Origin of the sequence: Saccharopolyspora sp. NPDC000359 (assembly GCF_040300525.1) — a bacterium.
GTDB lineage: Bacteria > Actinomycetota > Actinomycetes > Mycobacteriales > Pseudonocardiaceae > Saccharopolyspora.
This window is the reverse complement of sequence record NZ_JBEPDU010000089.1, coordinates 1-14,503: the sequence shown is the minus strand read 5'-3', so window position 1 is coordinate 14,503 and position 14,503 is coordinate 1. Positions and strand designations below refer to the sequence as shown.

Annotated in this window: 16 protein-coding genes; 10 read left to right on the top strand and 6 right to left on the bottom strand. The window is 73.1% G+C overall.

Going from position 1 to position 14,503, the window contains the following annotated elements; genetic code table 11:
* The 7 genes from hutG to ABT324_RS32610 form a co-directional block, all read left to right on the top strand.
* Window positions 1-748, top strand: a 748-nt coding sequence (gene hutG / locus ABT324_RS32640) for a formimidoylglutamase (protein WP_351185519.1), incomplete at its 5' end; no start/stop codon positions are given.
* A gap of 550 nt (window positions 749-1,298) precedes the next feature.
* Window positions 1,299-2,843 (top strand): adenylyl-sulfate kinase, encoded by a 1,545-nt coding sequence (gene cysC / locus ABT324_RS32635; protein WP_351185516.1) that lies wholly within the window; start codon window positions 1,299-1,301, stop codon window positions 2,841-2,843.
* On the top strand, window positions 2,828-3,703 hold the full coding sequence (locus ABT324_RS32630) for a sulfite exporter TauE/SafE family protein (RefSeq protein ID WP_351185513.1): 876 nt from the start codon (window positions 2,828-2,830) through the stop codon (window positions 3,701-3,703). Before cysC ends, ABT324_RS32630 begins: the two co-directional genes overlap by 16 nt.
* Window positions 3,696-4,451 (top strand): 3'(2'),5'-bisphosphate nucleotidase CysQ, encoded by a 756-nt coding sequence (locus ABT324_RS32625; RefSeq protein WP_351185511.1) that lies wholly within the window; start codon window positions 3,696-3,698, stop codon window positions 4,449-4,451. Before ABT324_RS32630 ends, ABT324_RS32625 begins: the two co-directional genes overlap by 8 nt.
* Window positions 4,451-5,356, top strand: a complete 906-nt coding sequence (cysD, locus tag ABT324_RS32620) for a sulfate adenylyltransferase subunit CysD (protein WP_351185508.1) — start codon at window positions 4,451-4,453, stop codon at window positions 5,354-5,356. Before ABT324_RS32625 ends, cysD begins: the two co-directional genes overlap by 1 nt.
* Window positions 5,356-6,624: a sulfate adenylyltransferase subunit 1 gene (locus tag ABT324_RS32615; protein WP_351185505.1), complete on the top strand. Its 1,269-nt coding sequence runs from the start codon at window positions 5,356-5,358 to the stop codon at window positions 6,622-6,624. The genes cysD and ABT324_RS32615 overlap by 1 nt, the downstream gene beginning before the upstream one ends.
* A 50-nt stretch (window positions 6,625-6,674) precedes the next feature.
* Window positions 6,675-7,331: a sulfotransferase family protein gene (locus tag ABT324_RS32610; protein ID WP_351185502.1), complete on the top strand. Its 657-nt coding sequence runs from the start codon at window positions 6,675-6,677 to the stop codon at window positions 7,329-7,331.
* A gap of 91 nt (window positions 7,332-7,422) precedes the next feature.
* Here the strand turns inward: ABT324_RS32610 and bioD are convergent, their stop codons facing one another.
* The 4 genes from bioD to bioB are packed head-to-tail and all read right to left on the bottom strand — an operon-like array spanning window position 7,423 to window position 11,529.
* The gene (bioD, locus tag ABT324_RS32605; protein WP_351185499.1) at window positions 7,423-8,079 is read right to left on the bottom strand and encodes a dethiobiotin synthase; all 657 of its coding nucleotides are present in this window, start codon (window positions 8,077-8,079) and stop codon (window positions 7,423-7,425) included.
* Window positions 8,070-9,209: an 8-amino-7-oxononanoate synthase gene (locus tag ABT324_RS32600; protein ID WP_351185496.1), complete on the bottom strand. Its 1,140-nt coding sequence runs from the start codon at window positions 9,207-9,209 to the stop codon at window positions 8,070-8,072. Before ABT324_RS32600 ends, bioD begins: the two co-directional genes overlap by 10 nt.
* Entirely contained in the window at window positions 9,206-10,465 is a 1,260-nt protein-coding gene (locus ABT324_RS32595; RefSeq protein ID WP_351185493.1) for an adenosylmethionine--8-amino-7-oxononanoate transaminase, read from the bottom strand. The genes ABT324_RS32600 and ABT324_RS32595 overlap by 4 nt, the downstream gene beginning before the upstream one ends.
* The gene (gene bioB / locus ABT324_RS32590) at window positions 10,465-11,529 is read right to left on the bottom strand and encodes a biotin synthase BioB (RefSeq protein WP_351185490.1); all 1,065 of its coding nucleotides are present in this window, start codon (window positions 11,527-11,529) and stop codon (window positions 10,465-10,467) included. The genes ABT324_RS32595 and bioB overlap by 1 nt, the downstream gene beginning before the upstream one ends.
* Before the next feature lie 93 nt (window positions 11,530-11,622).
* Here bioB and ABT324_RS32585 point away from each other — a divergent pair, with 93 nt between their 5' ends.
* Window positions 11,623-12,177: a TetR/AcrR family transcriptional regulator C-terminal domain-containing protein gene (locus ABT324_RS32585; protein WP_351185487.1), complete on the top strand. Its 555-nt coding sequence runs from the start codon at window positions 11,623-11,625 to the stop codon at window positions 12,175-12,177.
* 187 nt (window positions 12,178-12,364) lie between these two features.
* Window positions 12,365-12,718, top strand: coding sequence for a hypothetical protein (locus ABT324_RS32580; RefSeq protein ID WP_351185484.1), 354 nt, complete (start codon window positions 12,365-12,367; stop codon window positions 12,716-12,718).
* 3 nt (window positions 12,719-12,721) lie between these two features.
* Here the strand turns inward: ABT324_RS32580 and ABT324_RS32575 are convergent, their stop codons facing one another.
* Window positions 12,722-13,375, bottom strand: coding sequence for a VOC family protein (locus tag ABT324_RS32575; protein ID WP_351185481.1), 654 nt, complete (start codon window positions 13,373-13,375; stop codon window positions 12,722-12,724).
* Window positions 13,376-13,471: 96 nt separating this feature from the next.
* Window positions 13,472-13,825: a hypothetical protein gene (locus ABT324_RS32570; RefSeq protein WP_351185478.1), complete on the bottom strand. Its 354-nt coding sequence runs from the start codon at window positions 13,823-13,825 to the stop codon at window positions 13,472-13,474.
* 69 nt (window positions 13,826-13,894) lie between these two features.
* On the opposite strand from ABT324_RS32570, the gene ABT324_RS32565 reads away from it, so the two are divergent.
* On the top strand, window positions 13,895-14,503 hold a 609-nt coding region (locus ABT324_RS32565; protein ID WP_351185475.1), incomplete at its 3' end, for a glycerophosphodiester phosphodiesterase family protein.

The following is a 14,503-nucleotide window of genomic DNA, read 5'->3' as shown; positions in this document are numbered from 1 at the left end:
GCGCCAGGCGCTGGCCTCGATGGCGCTGCCGGAACCGCTGAGCGCGCTGGACGTCGGTGACGTGGAGGTCGTCGGCACGGCGCTGGAGGACGGCCAGCGGCGGCTCGGCGAGGCGGTGACCGGCCTGCTCGACGACGGCAAGTTCGTCGTCGTGCTCGGCGGCGGCCACGAGATCGCCTACGGCAGCTACCTGGGTGTGGCCGGGTCGGCGCGGGTGCGCTCGGGCGCGAAGCTCGGCGTGCTCAACCTCGACGCCCACTTCGACCTCCGAGCCGACGAGACCCCCAGCTCCGGCACGCCGTTCCGCCAGATGGCCGAGCAGGAGCAGCAGCGCGGCGCGGACCTGCACTACGCGGTCCTGGGCATCAGCCAGCCGAGCAACACCAGGGCTTTGTTCGACACCGCCGACAAGCTCGGCGTGTCCTACCTGCTCGACGACGACTGCGCCCCGTCGAACCCGGCGGTGGACGAGTTCGTGGACACCTTCCTGACCAGCTGCGACGTGGTCTACCTGACGATCGACCTGGACGTCCTCCCCGCGGCGGTCGCCCCGGGCGTGAGCGCCCCGGCGGCCTACGGGGTCCCCCTGGAGACGATCCAACGGGTCTGCGACCGAGTGGCCGCCAGCGGCAAGCTCCTCCTCTGCGACGTAGCCGAACTCAACCCGGAACTGGACGTCGACAACAGGACGGCCCGAACAGCAGCCCGCCTGATCCACCGGATCACCACCCAGCACACCCGCCGGTAGGAACTGATGCCAGACCAACCAGGAACCGAAGAACCCCCGCCCCGAGACCTCACCGAAGAAGCCTTCGCCACCCTCCTGGAAGAAGAACAGGGAACCATCCAAAGAGGACTGGAACACCACCGCGTCCCCCACTGACCCAAAGCCACTCGGAACCAGACCCGAGAAGAAGCCAGGGCCAGACCGGTCCAGGGGTCGAGCCGGTGAGTGAACGCGCGGAGGGGTGGTGACGACTGCGATTTCGATTGGAATCGCCTCACCACCCCACCGCGACCACCGTCGAGAACGAGCAATCTCGATTGAAACTGCAACACCCCCAGAGCAACCCCCCATCGCTTTGAACCCAAGAGCGACCCCACGCGCCACGGCACCCCTACACCGCAACTCCCCCCCAGCACCGCCACTGATCCCCAAGCGCCCCGACACCCCGAGAAGACCCCGCCCGAAACCTCCACCCCCGCCCACTTCCTCCCGATTCCCCATACCCCGGTGGGAAAAACGGAATCTGGCGAGAACTGGTCGGCGGGGTTCTCCGCCCGGCGGGTGGTCGGTCATGGTGTGGCCCGAGAGCCAGCACGAGCTGAAGCCCACGTCCCGCCAACAGCGGGTGGAGGTGTCGGTGAGCGCGAACGGGACCACCCCGCAACCCACCGGTCCGCAGCGCCGCGCGACCCACCTCCTCGACCCGGCGGAGCTGGCCGACGTGGAACTGCTGCTGGACGGCGCCTTCCCACCGCTCTCCGGTTTCCTCCCCGGCGACGAGGTCGACGCGGTGCGCACCCGGCGGAGGCTGCGCGGGGGAGCACCCTGGCCGGACCCGCTCACTCTGCGGATCCCGGTCGAAGCAGCCGGAGCGGACGAGATCGAGCTGCGCGACGCCGAGGGCGCACCGGTGGCGCTGGTCCGCAACGAGTCCCCCTGGGCCGACGAGACCGGCATGCACGCGGCTGGACCCGTCGAGCCGGTCGGCGAACCCACGGGCGTGCTGCGCGGCCTGCGCCCACCGGCCGCCGACGTCCGCGCGAAGCTGCCGCCGGGCCCGGTCCTCGCAATCCTGCCGGAACAGCCGCTGCACCACCGCGAACTCGCCCAGGTCCGCGCGCTGGCCGCCGAGCACGACGCGCACGTCCTGGTCCTGCCGCGGATGAGCGGCCCGCGCCCGGAACTGCTCGTGCAGGCCGTGCTCGCTGCCGAACCGGAGCTCCCGCCGGGCACCACGACCGTCCCGGTGCCGCTGGTGCGCCGCGCCGATCCGGAGCGCGACGCGGCGCTGACCGCGCACGTCGCTGCGGCGTACGGCGCCACCCACCTGCTCTCGCCGCACCCGCTGGCCCGTTCGCCGATCGAGGTGCTGGAGCCACCGGAGGTGGTGCGGGACCAGACCGACCGCTGGCGCCTGGCCACCCAGGTCGCCCCGGCCGACCGCCGACCCGGTCTCAGCCCCGAGCGGTTGCGCGAGCTGCTCGACCGCGGCGAGGACCTGCCCAGCTGGTTCACCACCCCGGCGATCGCCGCGCAGCAGCGCAGGATGCACCCGCCGCTGCGCGAGCGCGGGTTCACCGTCCTGTTCACCGGGTTGTCCGGGGCGGGCAAGTCCACGCTGGCCCGCGCGCTGCGCGAGGCGCTGCACCGGCACGACCACCGGGCGGTGACGCTGCTCGACGGTGACGTGGTCCGCCGAACCCTCTGCGCCGGACTGGGGTTCTCGGCCGAGGACCGCAGCCGGAACGTGCGCCGCATCGGCTTCGTGGCCGCGGAGGTCACCCGGCACGGCGGAGCGGCGATCTGCGCGCCCATCGCGCCGTACCACGCCGACCGGGAGGCGGTGCGCCGCATGGTGGCGGCGGTGGGCGGGTTCGCGCTGGTCCACGTCGCCACGCCGCTGGGGGAGTGCGAGCGGCGTGACCGCAAGGGCCTCTACCGCAAGGCGCGGGCTGGCCTGCTCCCCGAGTTCACCGGTGTTTCCGCGCCGTACGAGGTTCCCGACGACGCCGACCTGGTCCTGGACACCTCCGGGCTGTCGCAGGATGCCGCGGTGGGGCGCGTGGTGGAGCTGCTGCGCGAGCGGGGTTGGGTGGGGCCGTGGACTGGGGCGTAGCGGCGGCGGGGCTGCTCACCGGGCTGCTGGTGGGCACGACCGGCATGGGTGGCGGGGCGTTGACGATGCCGCTGCTCACGCTGGTGTTCGGCGTCCCGCCGCTGGCCGCGGTGTCCTCGGACCTGGTGGCCGGGGCGGTGGTGAAGCCGGTCGGCGCGGCGGTGCACCTGCGGCGGGGCACGGTGCAGCCGGAGCTCGTCGGCTGGCTGTGCCTGGGTTCGTTGCCGTGTGCGGCGGTCGGTTCGCTGCTGGCCGGGTCGCTGGGCAAGGGCGCGGAGTCGGTGCTCGAGGAGGTCGTCGGCGGCGCGGTGCTGCTGGCCGCGGGCATGCTGTTCCTGCGGATGGTGCTGGCCCGCCGCCGTGCCGCCCCGGACGGTCCGGGGGTGCGGCCGCTGCCGACGGTGCTGCTGGGCGGGGTGGCCGGGCTGGTGGTCGGTGCCACCTCGGTCGGCTCCGGCTCGATCATCATCGTGGCCCTGCTGCTGGTCAACCGCGGGTTGAGCTCGGCGCGGCTGGTCGGCACCGACCTGGTGCAGGCGGTGCCGCTGGTGGCGGTCGCCGCGGCCGGCCACCTCCTCGCCGGGGACGTCCACTTCGGACTCGTCGGGTCGCTGCTGGTGGGTTCGCTGCCCGGGGTGCTGGTGGGCGCGCTGGTCTCGGCGCGGGTGCCGGACCGCCCGGTGCGCGTGCTGGTGGGCGGGATGCTGGTGACCACCGGTTTGGTGATGCTCGGCGCGAACGTCGTGCTCAGCGCCTCGGCGGGACTGCTGGTGGTGCTGGTCGGTGCGGGATTTCCACTGGTGCGCAACGCGAAGTCGTCGCGGGTGCCCGCGATGAGCGGGAGGTGTTGGGATGGCTGAGGACGACCACGAGCTGGCGGCGCGGCTTGCCCGGATGGCCGGGGATCGCCTGGTGGAGCTGCGGGCGTCCACATCGGACCTGGCAGAGCTCGGTGCGGAGGGGGACGCGGAGTCGCACGCCCTGCTCGGCGCGGCGCTGGCGCAGGAGCGCCCGGACGACCCGGTGCTGTCCGAGCACGGCCCATCCGGCCCGGCACCACGGCCCGGCGGGCGGGTCTGGATCGTCGACCCGCTGGACGGCACGCGCGAGTTCTCCGAGCCCGGCCGCGACGACTGGGCGGTGCACGTCGCGCTGGTCGAGCAGCACGCGGTCGTCGCGGCGGCCGTGGCCCTGCCCGCGCACGGCGTGGTGCTAGGCACCGGAGAACCACCCAAGCCGCCCACGGGTGGCGGCGGACGTCCGCGGATCGCGGTCAGCCGCAGCCGCCCGCCGGAGTTCGTGCGCGACGTCGCCGAGGACGTCGGTGCGGACCTGGTGCCGATGGGCTCGGCCGGGGCGAAGATCGCCGCGGTGGTCCTCGGCGCGGTGGACGCCTACCTGCACGACGGCGGGCAGTACGAGTGGGACAGCGCCGCCCCGGTCGGGGTCGCCCGCACCGCCGGGCTGCGCACCAGCCGCCTCGACGGCACCGAGCTGGTCTACGGCCGCGCCGACCCGTGGCTGCCGGACCTGCTGGTCTGCCGCGACGAGCTGGCCGGACCACTGCTCGCCGCCGTGTCCCGCACCAGACCCGAGGGGAGTCGCTGATGCCGGCTGAGCTGTCCCGGCTGGACCTGCTGGAATCCGAGGCGGTGCACCTGATCCGCGAGGTGGTCGCCGAGTTCGACCGCCCGGCGCTGCTGTTCTCCGGTGGCAAGGACTCCGCGGTCCTGCTCCGGCTGGCGGAGAAGGCCCTGGCCCCGGCGCCGATCCCGTTCCCGGTGCTGCACGTCGACACCGGGCACAACTTCGAGGAGGTGCTGCACTTCCGCGACCGCCGCGCCGCCGAGCTCGGGGTCCGGCTGGTGGTCGCCTCGGTGCAGGACTCCATCGACGCGGGTCGGGTCGCCGAGCCGCAGGGCAAGGGGGCCAGCCGCAACCGGGCGCAGACCACCACCCTGCTGGACGCCATCACCGAGCACCGCTTCGACGCGCTGTTCGGCGGTGCCCGCCGCGACGAGGAGCGGGCCCGCGCCAAGGAGCGGATGCTGTCCTTCCGGGACGCCTTCGGCCAGTGGGACCCGCGCAACCAGCGCCCGGAGCTGTGGAACCTCTACAACGGGATGATCAATCCCGGCGAGAACGTGCGGGCCTTCCCGCTGTCGAACTGGACCGAGCGTGACGTGTGGGCCTACGTCGAGCGCGAGGACGTGGCGCTGCCGTCGCTGTACTTCGCGCACAACCGCAAGGTCTTCGAGCGGGACGGGATGTTGCTCGCCGACAGCCCGTTCCTGCCGCGCGACCCGGGGGAGCAGCTGGTCGAGCGGTCCGTGCGGTTCCGCACGGTCGGCGACATGACCTGCACCGGGGCGGTGCCGTCCACGGCCACCACGGTTCCCGAGGTGATCGCCGAGATCGCCGCGACCCGGGTGAGCGAGCGCGGGCAGACCCGCGCCGACGACCGCACCAGCGCCGCGGCGATGGAGGACCGCAAGCGGGAGGGGTACTTCTGATGGGCACCGCGGACCTGGCCTTCTCCCCGGCCGACAGCCTGCTGCGCTTCGCCACCGCCGGTGCGGTCGACGACGGCAAGAGCACGCTGATCGGCCGGTTGCTGCACGACTCCCAGTCGCTGCTGGCCGACCAGCTCGAACAGCTCCAGCTGGCCAGCGTGGAGCGCGGCGACGAGCAGCTGGACCTGGCGATGCTCACCGACGGGCTGCGCGCCGAGCGCGAGCAGGGCATCACCATCGACGTGGCGCACCGCTACTTCGAGACCGCGCGGCGGGCGTTCATCATCGCCGACACCCCCGGCCACGCCCAGTACACCCGCAACATGGTCACCGGTGCCTCCACCGCCGACCTGGCGATCGTGCTGGTCGACGCCCGCAGCGGCCTGACCGAGCAGAGCCGCCGGCACGCGGTGCTGGCCGGGCTGCTGCGGGTGCCGCGGCTGGTGCTGGCGGTGAACAAGATGGACCTGGTTGGCTTCGCCGAGCCGGTGTTCCGCGCCATCACCGAGGAGTTCGCCGCGTTCGCCGCCCGGCTGGACCTGCGCGAGGTCACCGCCATCCCGATCTCGGCGCTGCGGGGTGACAACGTGGTGCACCGCTCGGAGGCGATGCCCTGGTACGACGGGCCGTCGCTGCTGGAGCACCTGGAATCGGTCGAGGTCACCGAGGAGGGCTCCACCGGTGGGTTCCGGCTGCCGGTGCAGGGCACCATCCGCGCCCAGGACTACCGTGGCTGCGCAGGGCAGATCGCCAGCGGAGCTCTCGCCCCCGGCGAGGAGGTGCTGCACCTGCCGTCCGGGATGCGCAGCCGCGTGGTCGCCGTCGACTTCGCCCACCGCGAGCTCGACCGGGCCAGGGCACCGCAGTCGGTGGCCGTGCGGCTGGCCGACGACATCGACGTGGGACGCGGTGACATGCTCTGCGCCCCCGGCAACGCCCCGGTCGCTGCGGAGGAGATCACCGCGGCGGTGTGCTGGATGTCGGCGAGGTCCGCGCTGGAACCGGGAACGCGGCTGCTGCTCAAGCACACCACGCGCACCGTCAAGGCGGTGGTCGCCGAGGTCCGCGACCGGCTGGAGGTCACCACGCTGGAGCGCGGCCCCGCCGACCGGCTGGAGCTCAACGAGATCGGTGAGGTCGTCCTCCGGCTGGCGCAGCCGGTGTTCTGCGACGCCTACGCCGACAACCGCTCCACCGGCGGCGCAGTGCTCATCGACGAAGCCACGCACGCCACCGTCGGCGCGGTCCTGATCACCGACGCGCGCTGAAACACCCCGCGCGGCACCGCTGCCGCGCGCCGATCCGCGAGGAGCAGCACATGGTTCAGATCATCGGGGCCGGGTTCGGCCGCACCGGGACCGCGTCGGTGAAGGCGGCGCTGGAGCGCCTCGGCTTCGGCCCGTGCTACCACATGTTCGAGGTCATCGCGCAGCCCGAACGGGTGCGCGACTGGACCCGCGCGCTGGACGGCGAGATCTCCGACTGGGAGACCGTCCTCGGTGGCTTCGCCTCCACAGTGGACTGGCCGGGCTGCACGTTCTGGTGCGAGCTGGTGGAGGCCTACCCGGAGGCCAAGGTGCTGCTCACCGTCCGCGATCCGCAGAAGTGGTACGACAGCGTGCACAGCACGATCTACCAGTTCGTGCAGCAGGAGCCGAGCGACGACGCCTTCGACGTGCAGCTGCGCCCGATGGTTGAGCGGATGATCTGGAACGGCACCTTCGGCGGCCGCTTCGACGACCGCGAGCACGCCATCGCGGTCTTCGAGCAGCACAACGCCGCCGTGCGGGCAGCGGTCCCGGCCGACCGGCTGCTGACCTACCAGGTCGGCGAGGGCTGGCAGCCGCTGTGCGACTTCCTCGGCGTCCCCGTCCCGGAGGAGGACTTCCCACACGTCAACGACGCCGGATCCATCCGCGCCCTGGTCGACCAGATCAGCCGAGAGGGCAGAGTCCCGTCACCGTTCACCTCGTGACCGCCACTGGTGCCCCCAACAACCACCGCCCCTCACAACCCCACACAACCCCCTCGTGAGTGGTGATGGTGGTTCTGGCGACCGTTGTCGCTCACGACCACCAGGACTTGACCTGCTTTCGGAAGTCCTCCGGTGCGAGGGCACCCGCACCCTCGGGGATCGCTGCTGCGATCGGAACTCCTGTGACGCGGGGCAGTTCCGCTCGGTTGCACCGCTCGGCGAGGCCGAGTTGCTGCGGTACCGCGCCGAGGACGAGGCCGGCCGGTTCCAGACCTCGGGCCCGCAACGCGCCCACCGTGAGCTCGGTGTGGTTGAGGGCGCCGAGCCCGGTCCGGGTCACCACGTAGACCAGGACCGGGTGGTCCTGGGCGAGATCGGCAGCGAGGTCGAGCAGCGTGCCGCCCCCGGTGTCCAGCCGGACCAGCAGGCCGCCCGCGCCCTCGACGATCACGGTGCCGTGGCCGCGGGCCAGCTCGCGGACGCGGGCGGCGTGCGCGCTGATCGGCGGGATCCCGACGCCGCGCACCCGGGCCGCGGTGTCGGGCGCGAGCGGGTCTTCGAGGCTGGTGAACTGCGCGACCTCGCACCCCGCCAGGCGCGCCACGACGCGGACGTCGGGTTCGTCGGTGCCGGTCTGCGCGGGCTTGACCACGACGGTGCCCGGCCCGGAGCGGACCGCGAGGGCGGCGGTCGTCACGGTCTTGCCCACCCCGGTGTCGGTGCCGGTGACGACGACGATCACGGCCACCTCCGGTGCTCCTTGACGACGCGGACCAGCACGTCGACCGCGCGCTCCCAACGAGAGTCCTCAAGGCCCACGTGGCTGGTGATCCGCAGGCGCGAAACCCCGTCGGGTACCGACGGCGGTCGGAAGCACCCCACCCGGACCCCGGCCGCGAGCGCTGCGGCCTGCGCTGCGGTGGCGACCTGGGGGGACGGCATCGGCACCGAGAGCACAGCGCCCGCGGACCTCGGCACGCCGAGCCGGTCGGCCAGTTCAGCCCCCCGCTGGTGGATCCCCGACGGGCGAGCGGGTTGCTCGCGCAGGCGGCGCAGCGCGGCCAGCGCGGCGGCGGTCGGGGCCGGTGCCAGCCCGGTGTCGAAGATGAACGGGCGGGCCCGGTTGACGAGGTGGTCGACGAGCGCGGCGGAACCGAGGACCGCCCCGCCCATCGCGCCGAGCGACTTCGACAGCGTCGCGGTCATCACCACGTGCGGATGACCGGCCATGCCGCGCGCGTGCACCGATCCGCGCCCGCCATCGCCGACCACGCCGAGGCCGTGCGCCTCGTCGACGACGAGGAGGGCGTCGTGCTCGGCGCACACCGCGGCCAGGTCCGTGAGCGGGGCAGCGTCACCGAGCACCGAGAACACCGACTCGGTCAGCACCAGCGCCCGCCGCCCACCAGCCGCGGCCAACGCGGCCCGGACCGCGCCGACGTCGTTGTGCGCCACCACGTCGACCGCCGCCCGGGACAGCCGCGCGGCGTCGATCAGCGACGCGTGCACGTGCGCATCGGAGACGATCAACGACCCCTTGTCCGCCAACGCCGTCACCGCGGACAGGTTCGCGTGGTAACCCGTGGAGAACACCAGCGCCGCCTCGCGGCCGGTGAACTCGGCGAGCTCGTGCTCCAGCTCGGCGTGCAGCGTGGTGGTCCCGGTGACCAGCCGGGAGGCGCCTGCCCCCGCACCCCAGCGCAGCGCGGCATCCGCCGCGGCCCGGCGCACCTCCGGGTCACAGCTCAATCCCAGGTAGTCGTTGTTGGCGAGGTCGATGACGTCGTCGTCGACCGCCCGGGGCCGCCGCGCGCGCTGCAACCCGGCGTCCTCCCGCGCGGCCCGCTGCTCGGCGAACCACGTCGTCCAGCCGCTCATCCGGCCTCCGCCGCTGCCGCGATCCCCGCGCAGATCGCGGCGATGTCCTCGTCGCCGCACACGTAGGGCGGCATGGTGTAGATCAGGTCCCGGAACGGGCGGAGCCACACGCCTTCGGCCAGCGCGGCTCCGGTCGCTCGCACCACGTCGACGGGGTGGTCGAGCTGGACCACGCCAACGGCACCGAGCACCCGCACGTCGACGGCGTCGATCCGGTGCAGCGCCTGCAAACCTGTGTTGATCCGCCGCACGTCGGCCGCCCAGCCGCCGGTGCTCAGCAGGTCAAGGCTGGCCGAGGCGACCGCGCAGGCCAGCGGGTTTCCCATGAAGGTGGGCCCGTGCATGAGCACGCCGGAATCGCTGGCGGACACGCCGCGCGCGACCTCCTCGGTGCACAACGCGGCCGCCAGCGTCAGGTAGCCGCCGGTCAGCGCCTTGCCGACGCACAGCACGTCCGGGGTCACGTCGGCCGCTTCCGCGGCGAAGAACGTGCCGGTCCGGCCGAAGCCGGTGGCGACCTCGTCGAAGACCAGCACCAGCCCGTGCTCGTCGGCGACCTCCCGGAACACGGTGAGGCATTCGGCCGGGTAGGGGTGCATGCCCCCGGCGCCCTGCAGCAGCGGCTCGACGACCAACCCGGCCAGCTGGTCGGCGTGCTCCGCCGCGAGCGTGCGGAAACCCGCGGCCCACGCGGCCACGTCGCCGCCGGGACCGGGCGGGCGCTCGCCGAAGACCTGCTCCGGCAGCATCCCGGACCACATCGCGTGCATGCCGCCGTCGGGGTCGCACACGCTCATGCAGTCGAAGGTGTCGCCGTGGTAACCGCCGCGCACGGTGAGGAACCGGGTTCGCTCCGGTCGCCCGGTGCCCCGTTGGTGCTGCAGCGCCATCTTCATCGCGACCTCGATGCTCACCGACCCGGAGTCGGCGAGGAACACCCGGTCCAACCCGGCCGGGGAGAGCTCGACCAGCCGCCGGGCCAGCTCGACCGCCGGTTCGTGGGTCAACCCGCCGAACATCACGTGCGCCACCCGGTCGAGCTGCCCGCGCACCGCCTCGTCGAGCACCGGGTGCCGGTAGCCGTGGATGGCGGACCACCACGACGCCATCCCGTCCACCACCGGCCCGACACCGTCGAGCACGATCCGGCTGCCCTCGGCCCCGGTGACCAGGCGCGCCGGGGCCGGGTCGGCCATCGACGCGTACGGGTGCCACAGGTGCTCGCGGTCGAAGGCGAGCAGTTCCGCCGGGGTCATCAGGCGTTCGGCAGGACGTCGGTGCCCGCGCCGCGACGGCGGATCGCCGGGTCGCGCGCTTCCCGCTGCTGCGCGAGGTCCGCCGCGGAGCCCTGGACGACGAAGCCGCCGTCCCGGATCATCTCCAGGTCTGCCTCGGCCGCCTGGCCCTCCGAGGTGAGGTAGTCGCCCAGGAAGATCGAGTTGGCCACGTGCAGCGCGGTCGACTGCAGCGAGCGCAGGTGCATCTCGCGGCCACCGGCGATGCGGATCTCCTTGTCCGGGCAGACGAACCGCGCCATCGCCAGGATCTTCAGGCAGCGGGTCGGGGTCAGCTCCCAGGTGTTCTCGAACGGGGTGCCGTCGAAGGGCATCAGGAAGTTCACCGGGATCGAGTCGGAGTCCAGCTCCCGCAGCGCGAACAGCGCCTCGACGAGCTGCTCGTCGGTCTCGCCCAGCCCGGCGATCAGCCCGGAGCAGGGGGAGATCCCGGCGCCCTTCGCCTTCTCCACGGTGGCCACGCGGTCGGCGTAGGTGTGGGTCTGGACGATGCTGTCGTGGTGGCTCTCGGCGGTGTTGATGTTGTGGTTGTAGGCGTCCACCCCAGCGTCCTTGAGCCGCTCGGCCTGTCCGTCCCCGAGCAGCCCCAGGCAGGCGCAGACCTCGACGCCGGGGTGCTCCTGCTTCAGCGCCGCCACCACGTCGACGACCTTGTCGATGTCCCTTGTGGACGGTCCGCGGCCGGAGGAGACCAGGCACACCCGGCTGGCGCCACCTCTGAGCCCGGCACCGGCCTGCTGCAGCGCCTCGGACCTGGACAGCCACGAGTACTTGAGGATCGGGGCGTTGGAGCCCAGCGCCTGCGAGCAGTAGTTGCAGTTCTCCGGGCACAGCCCGGATTTCAGGTTCACCAGGTAGTTCACCTTCACCGCGTTGCCGAAGTGCGCGCGGCGCAGCCGGGCGGCCGCGGCCACGACGGACATCAGCTCGGCGTCGTCGGCGCGCAGCACCGACAGGGCGTCCTCGGGTGTGATCGATGTCCCGGTGAGGACGGCCTCGGCGAGCTGGTGGAAGTGGGCGCTCATCGCTTCTCCCCGGATCGGAACCTGAACAGCGTTCACCTGAACGGCGTTCAGGTTAGACTGGGGTGGATCGATCGGTCAACGGGAGGGTGCTGGGTGCGCTACCACCGCAAGGACGTCGTGGCTCGCGCGATCGAGGTGCTCGACGAGTACGGCCTGGAGTCGCTGACGATGCGCCGCCTGGCCACCGAGCTCGGCGTGCAACCGAGCGCGCTCTACCACCACGTCCCGAACAAGCAGGCGCTGCTGGCCGCGATCGCCGACGAGGTCCTGCACCGCGGCCGACGACCCCGCCGCACCGAGCGCTGGGACGAGCGCGTGGTCGAGATCTGCGCCGAGCTGCGGGACGCGATGCTCGCCTACCGGGACGGCGCCGAAGTGGTTGTCACCGCGCACACCTTCGGCCTCGGTGCGGCAGGACCCGCCCAGCAGCTGCGGGCGGCGCTGCGCGACGGCGGGCTGCCCGACGACGTGGTCGACGTGGGCACCCGAGCCCTGCTGCACCTGGTGTTCGGCCACACCGTGGAAGAGCAGATGGCGCTCCAGGCGGCCAGCGCCGGGGCGATCGACCGCGCGCCCGGCGGCCCGGCGGACTTCGAGCGCGGGCTCGACCTGGTGCTGGACGGCCTCCGGGCCCGGGTCAACGGCTGAACCGGCGTTCTTGATCACCCTGTCGGGTGGTCTTCGCGCGGTGCCCGCGGAATGTGCCGCCGCAGCGGTCCGGCGTGATGCATGGTGGACCGGGGTTGACCTGGGCCGATCGTTCCCGTGCCCGCCGGGGGCAGGTCGGCGGCCCCGCTCGAGACCGCCCGACCGAGACCGTGGAGGACACCGGACCGTGAACAGCGTCAGCGAAGCGCTGCAGCTCTACCCAGAGCTGGCGGTGCTGGTCGGGCTGAACACGCTGTGGACCTTCTGGATCCTGACCGACTCCCTCGGCCGCCCGGAGTGGCTGGTCGGCGTGATGAGCTGGCCCGAGCACAGCGACGCCCTCTGGATCGCCGACCGGCAGCACGCGCTGGCCGCCCGGCTGCACGTGGCGACGCCCGACGGCGGCATCGTCTGGCGGTGCTCGGGTGCGCTGACCACCACCATCGACGCGCTGCGCAGCCTCCCCGCCCCGGACGCCCCCGGCGCGCCGCGCAAGATCCTCAAGCCGGGCCCGTTCTGGCCGCCAGCCCGGCTCTGGTGAACCTCAACCCCAGGTGCTCCCGGCGTTCAGCGCGAGAGTCGCGCCGCCCGGGTCGGTGACCACCAGGGTCTCGCCGAGCAGCGGGTGGTCGAGCCGGTCGACGACCTCCGCGCCCACCTCGGTGACCAGCTTCTCCGCGTCGGTCAGGTCGGCCACCGCGAAGAAGCACAACCACCCCCAGGCCGCCGCGGTCCGCCGGTTGGTCCGGGAGGCCAGCGGGTGCTCGTCGACCAGGTACTCCGCGCCGCCGGTGGTCGACCGCACCGCCCAGTTCAGGGTGCTGGCCCAGAAGGCGTCGGCGCGGTCCGGGTCGCTGGTGGCCAGCTCGATCCAGCGGGGCTCGCCGGGCCGGGGCGCCGGGGCCAGCGGGCCGTGCTGGGCGCGCCCCCTGGCGACCATCGCCAGCGCGTCGTCCGGGCCGGTCAGCGCGCAGCTCGGGGAGGCCCCGGCGAACACCGGGCGCCAGCCGAGCGGTTCGCCCGCGCGCGGTTTGCGGATCGTCGAGCAGCGGCGGTTGCCGACCCAGCAGTCGAAGCCGCGACCGGTCGGTTCCGGGGTCCAGTCGAGCAGCGCCCGGTAGCGGACCGCGGCAGCCACCGGGTCCGGGCTGATCAGGTCGACGCGGCGCAGGCCGCGGACCACGGGTCGTGCGGGCACGGGCGACACCTCGCCACCGCTGGGGACCAACCCATCCTGGTCACCTGGACCGTCCCGCACAATCCTCCGTTCGCCGCGAAGCCCGGGCGCGGGCCGTCACCGCAGCCGTTCCAGCTCCGCGGCCACGTCCACCACCTGCGCCGCGAGCTTGCGCACCTCGCTGCGCTCGGCGTCGTCGTCCACCGCCGTCACCACGTCCTCGGCGGCGCAGCGCAGCTGGAACAACCGGTCCTGCAGGTCGGCGAGCTCGGCGGCGGAGAGCACCACGGCGTCCTCCGGCAGCCCCCCGCGCTGGACGGCGGTGCGGCGCTCGTAGGCGCGTTGGCGGCAGGACTGCGCGCAGTACAGGCGTGGTCGCCCCTGGCGGCCAGCCTCCGGGACCCGCCGCCCGCACCAGGCGCAATGCCGGACTTGCCGCTGACGACGGGAGGGCTGGGCCGAGATATCCACGATCGATCACGGTAGTCAAAGGCCCCGCCTGCACGATGACGGCACGCCGATCGGGCAGAGTTGTCCGATGTGACACATCCTTTCCTGCTCGGCCCCCGGCCCCGCGCGTTCGCCCACCGCGGGTGGCACCTCGGGGAGCTGCACGACATGGAGAACTCGCTGAGCGCGTTCCGCCGCGCCGCCCAGGAGGGCTTCCAGTACATCGAGACCGATGTGCACGCCACGGCCGACGGCGTGGTGGTGGTCAACCACGACCCGACGCTGGAGCGCACCTCCGACGGGCGCGGCGCGATCCGTCGGCTGCCGTGGTCGGCCGTGCGCACCGCGCGGATCGGGGGACGGGAGCCGGTGTGCTCGCTGGACGCGGTGCTGGAGGAGCTGCCGGAGGTCTTCTTCAACATCGACGTCAAGGACGACTCCGCGGTGGAGCCGGTGCTGCGCACGCTGAGCGCGCACGACGCCTGGGACCGGGTCTGCCTGGCCTCCTTCGCCGAGCACCGGTTGACCCAGCTCCGGCGCGCCGCCGGGCCCCGGCTGCTGACCTCCACCGGACGGCGGTCGGCCGGGCTGCTGTGGCTCGGCTCCCACCGTCACCGACGGCGCTGTCACCCCACTGACACGGCGCTGACACACCACGTGCGCGCAGCACCAGCGGCCAGCCGGTTGTTGCAGCGAGGC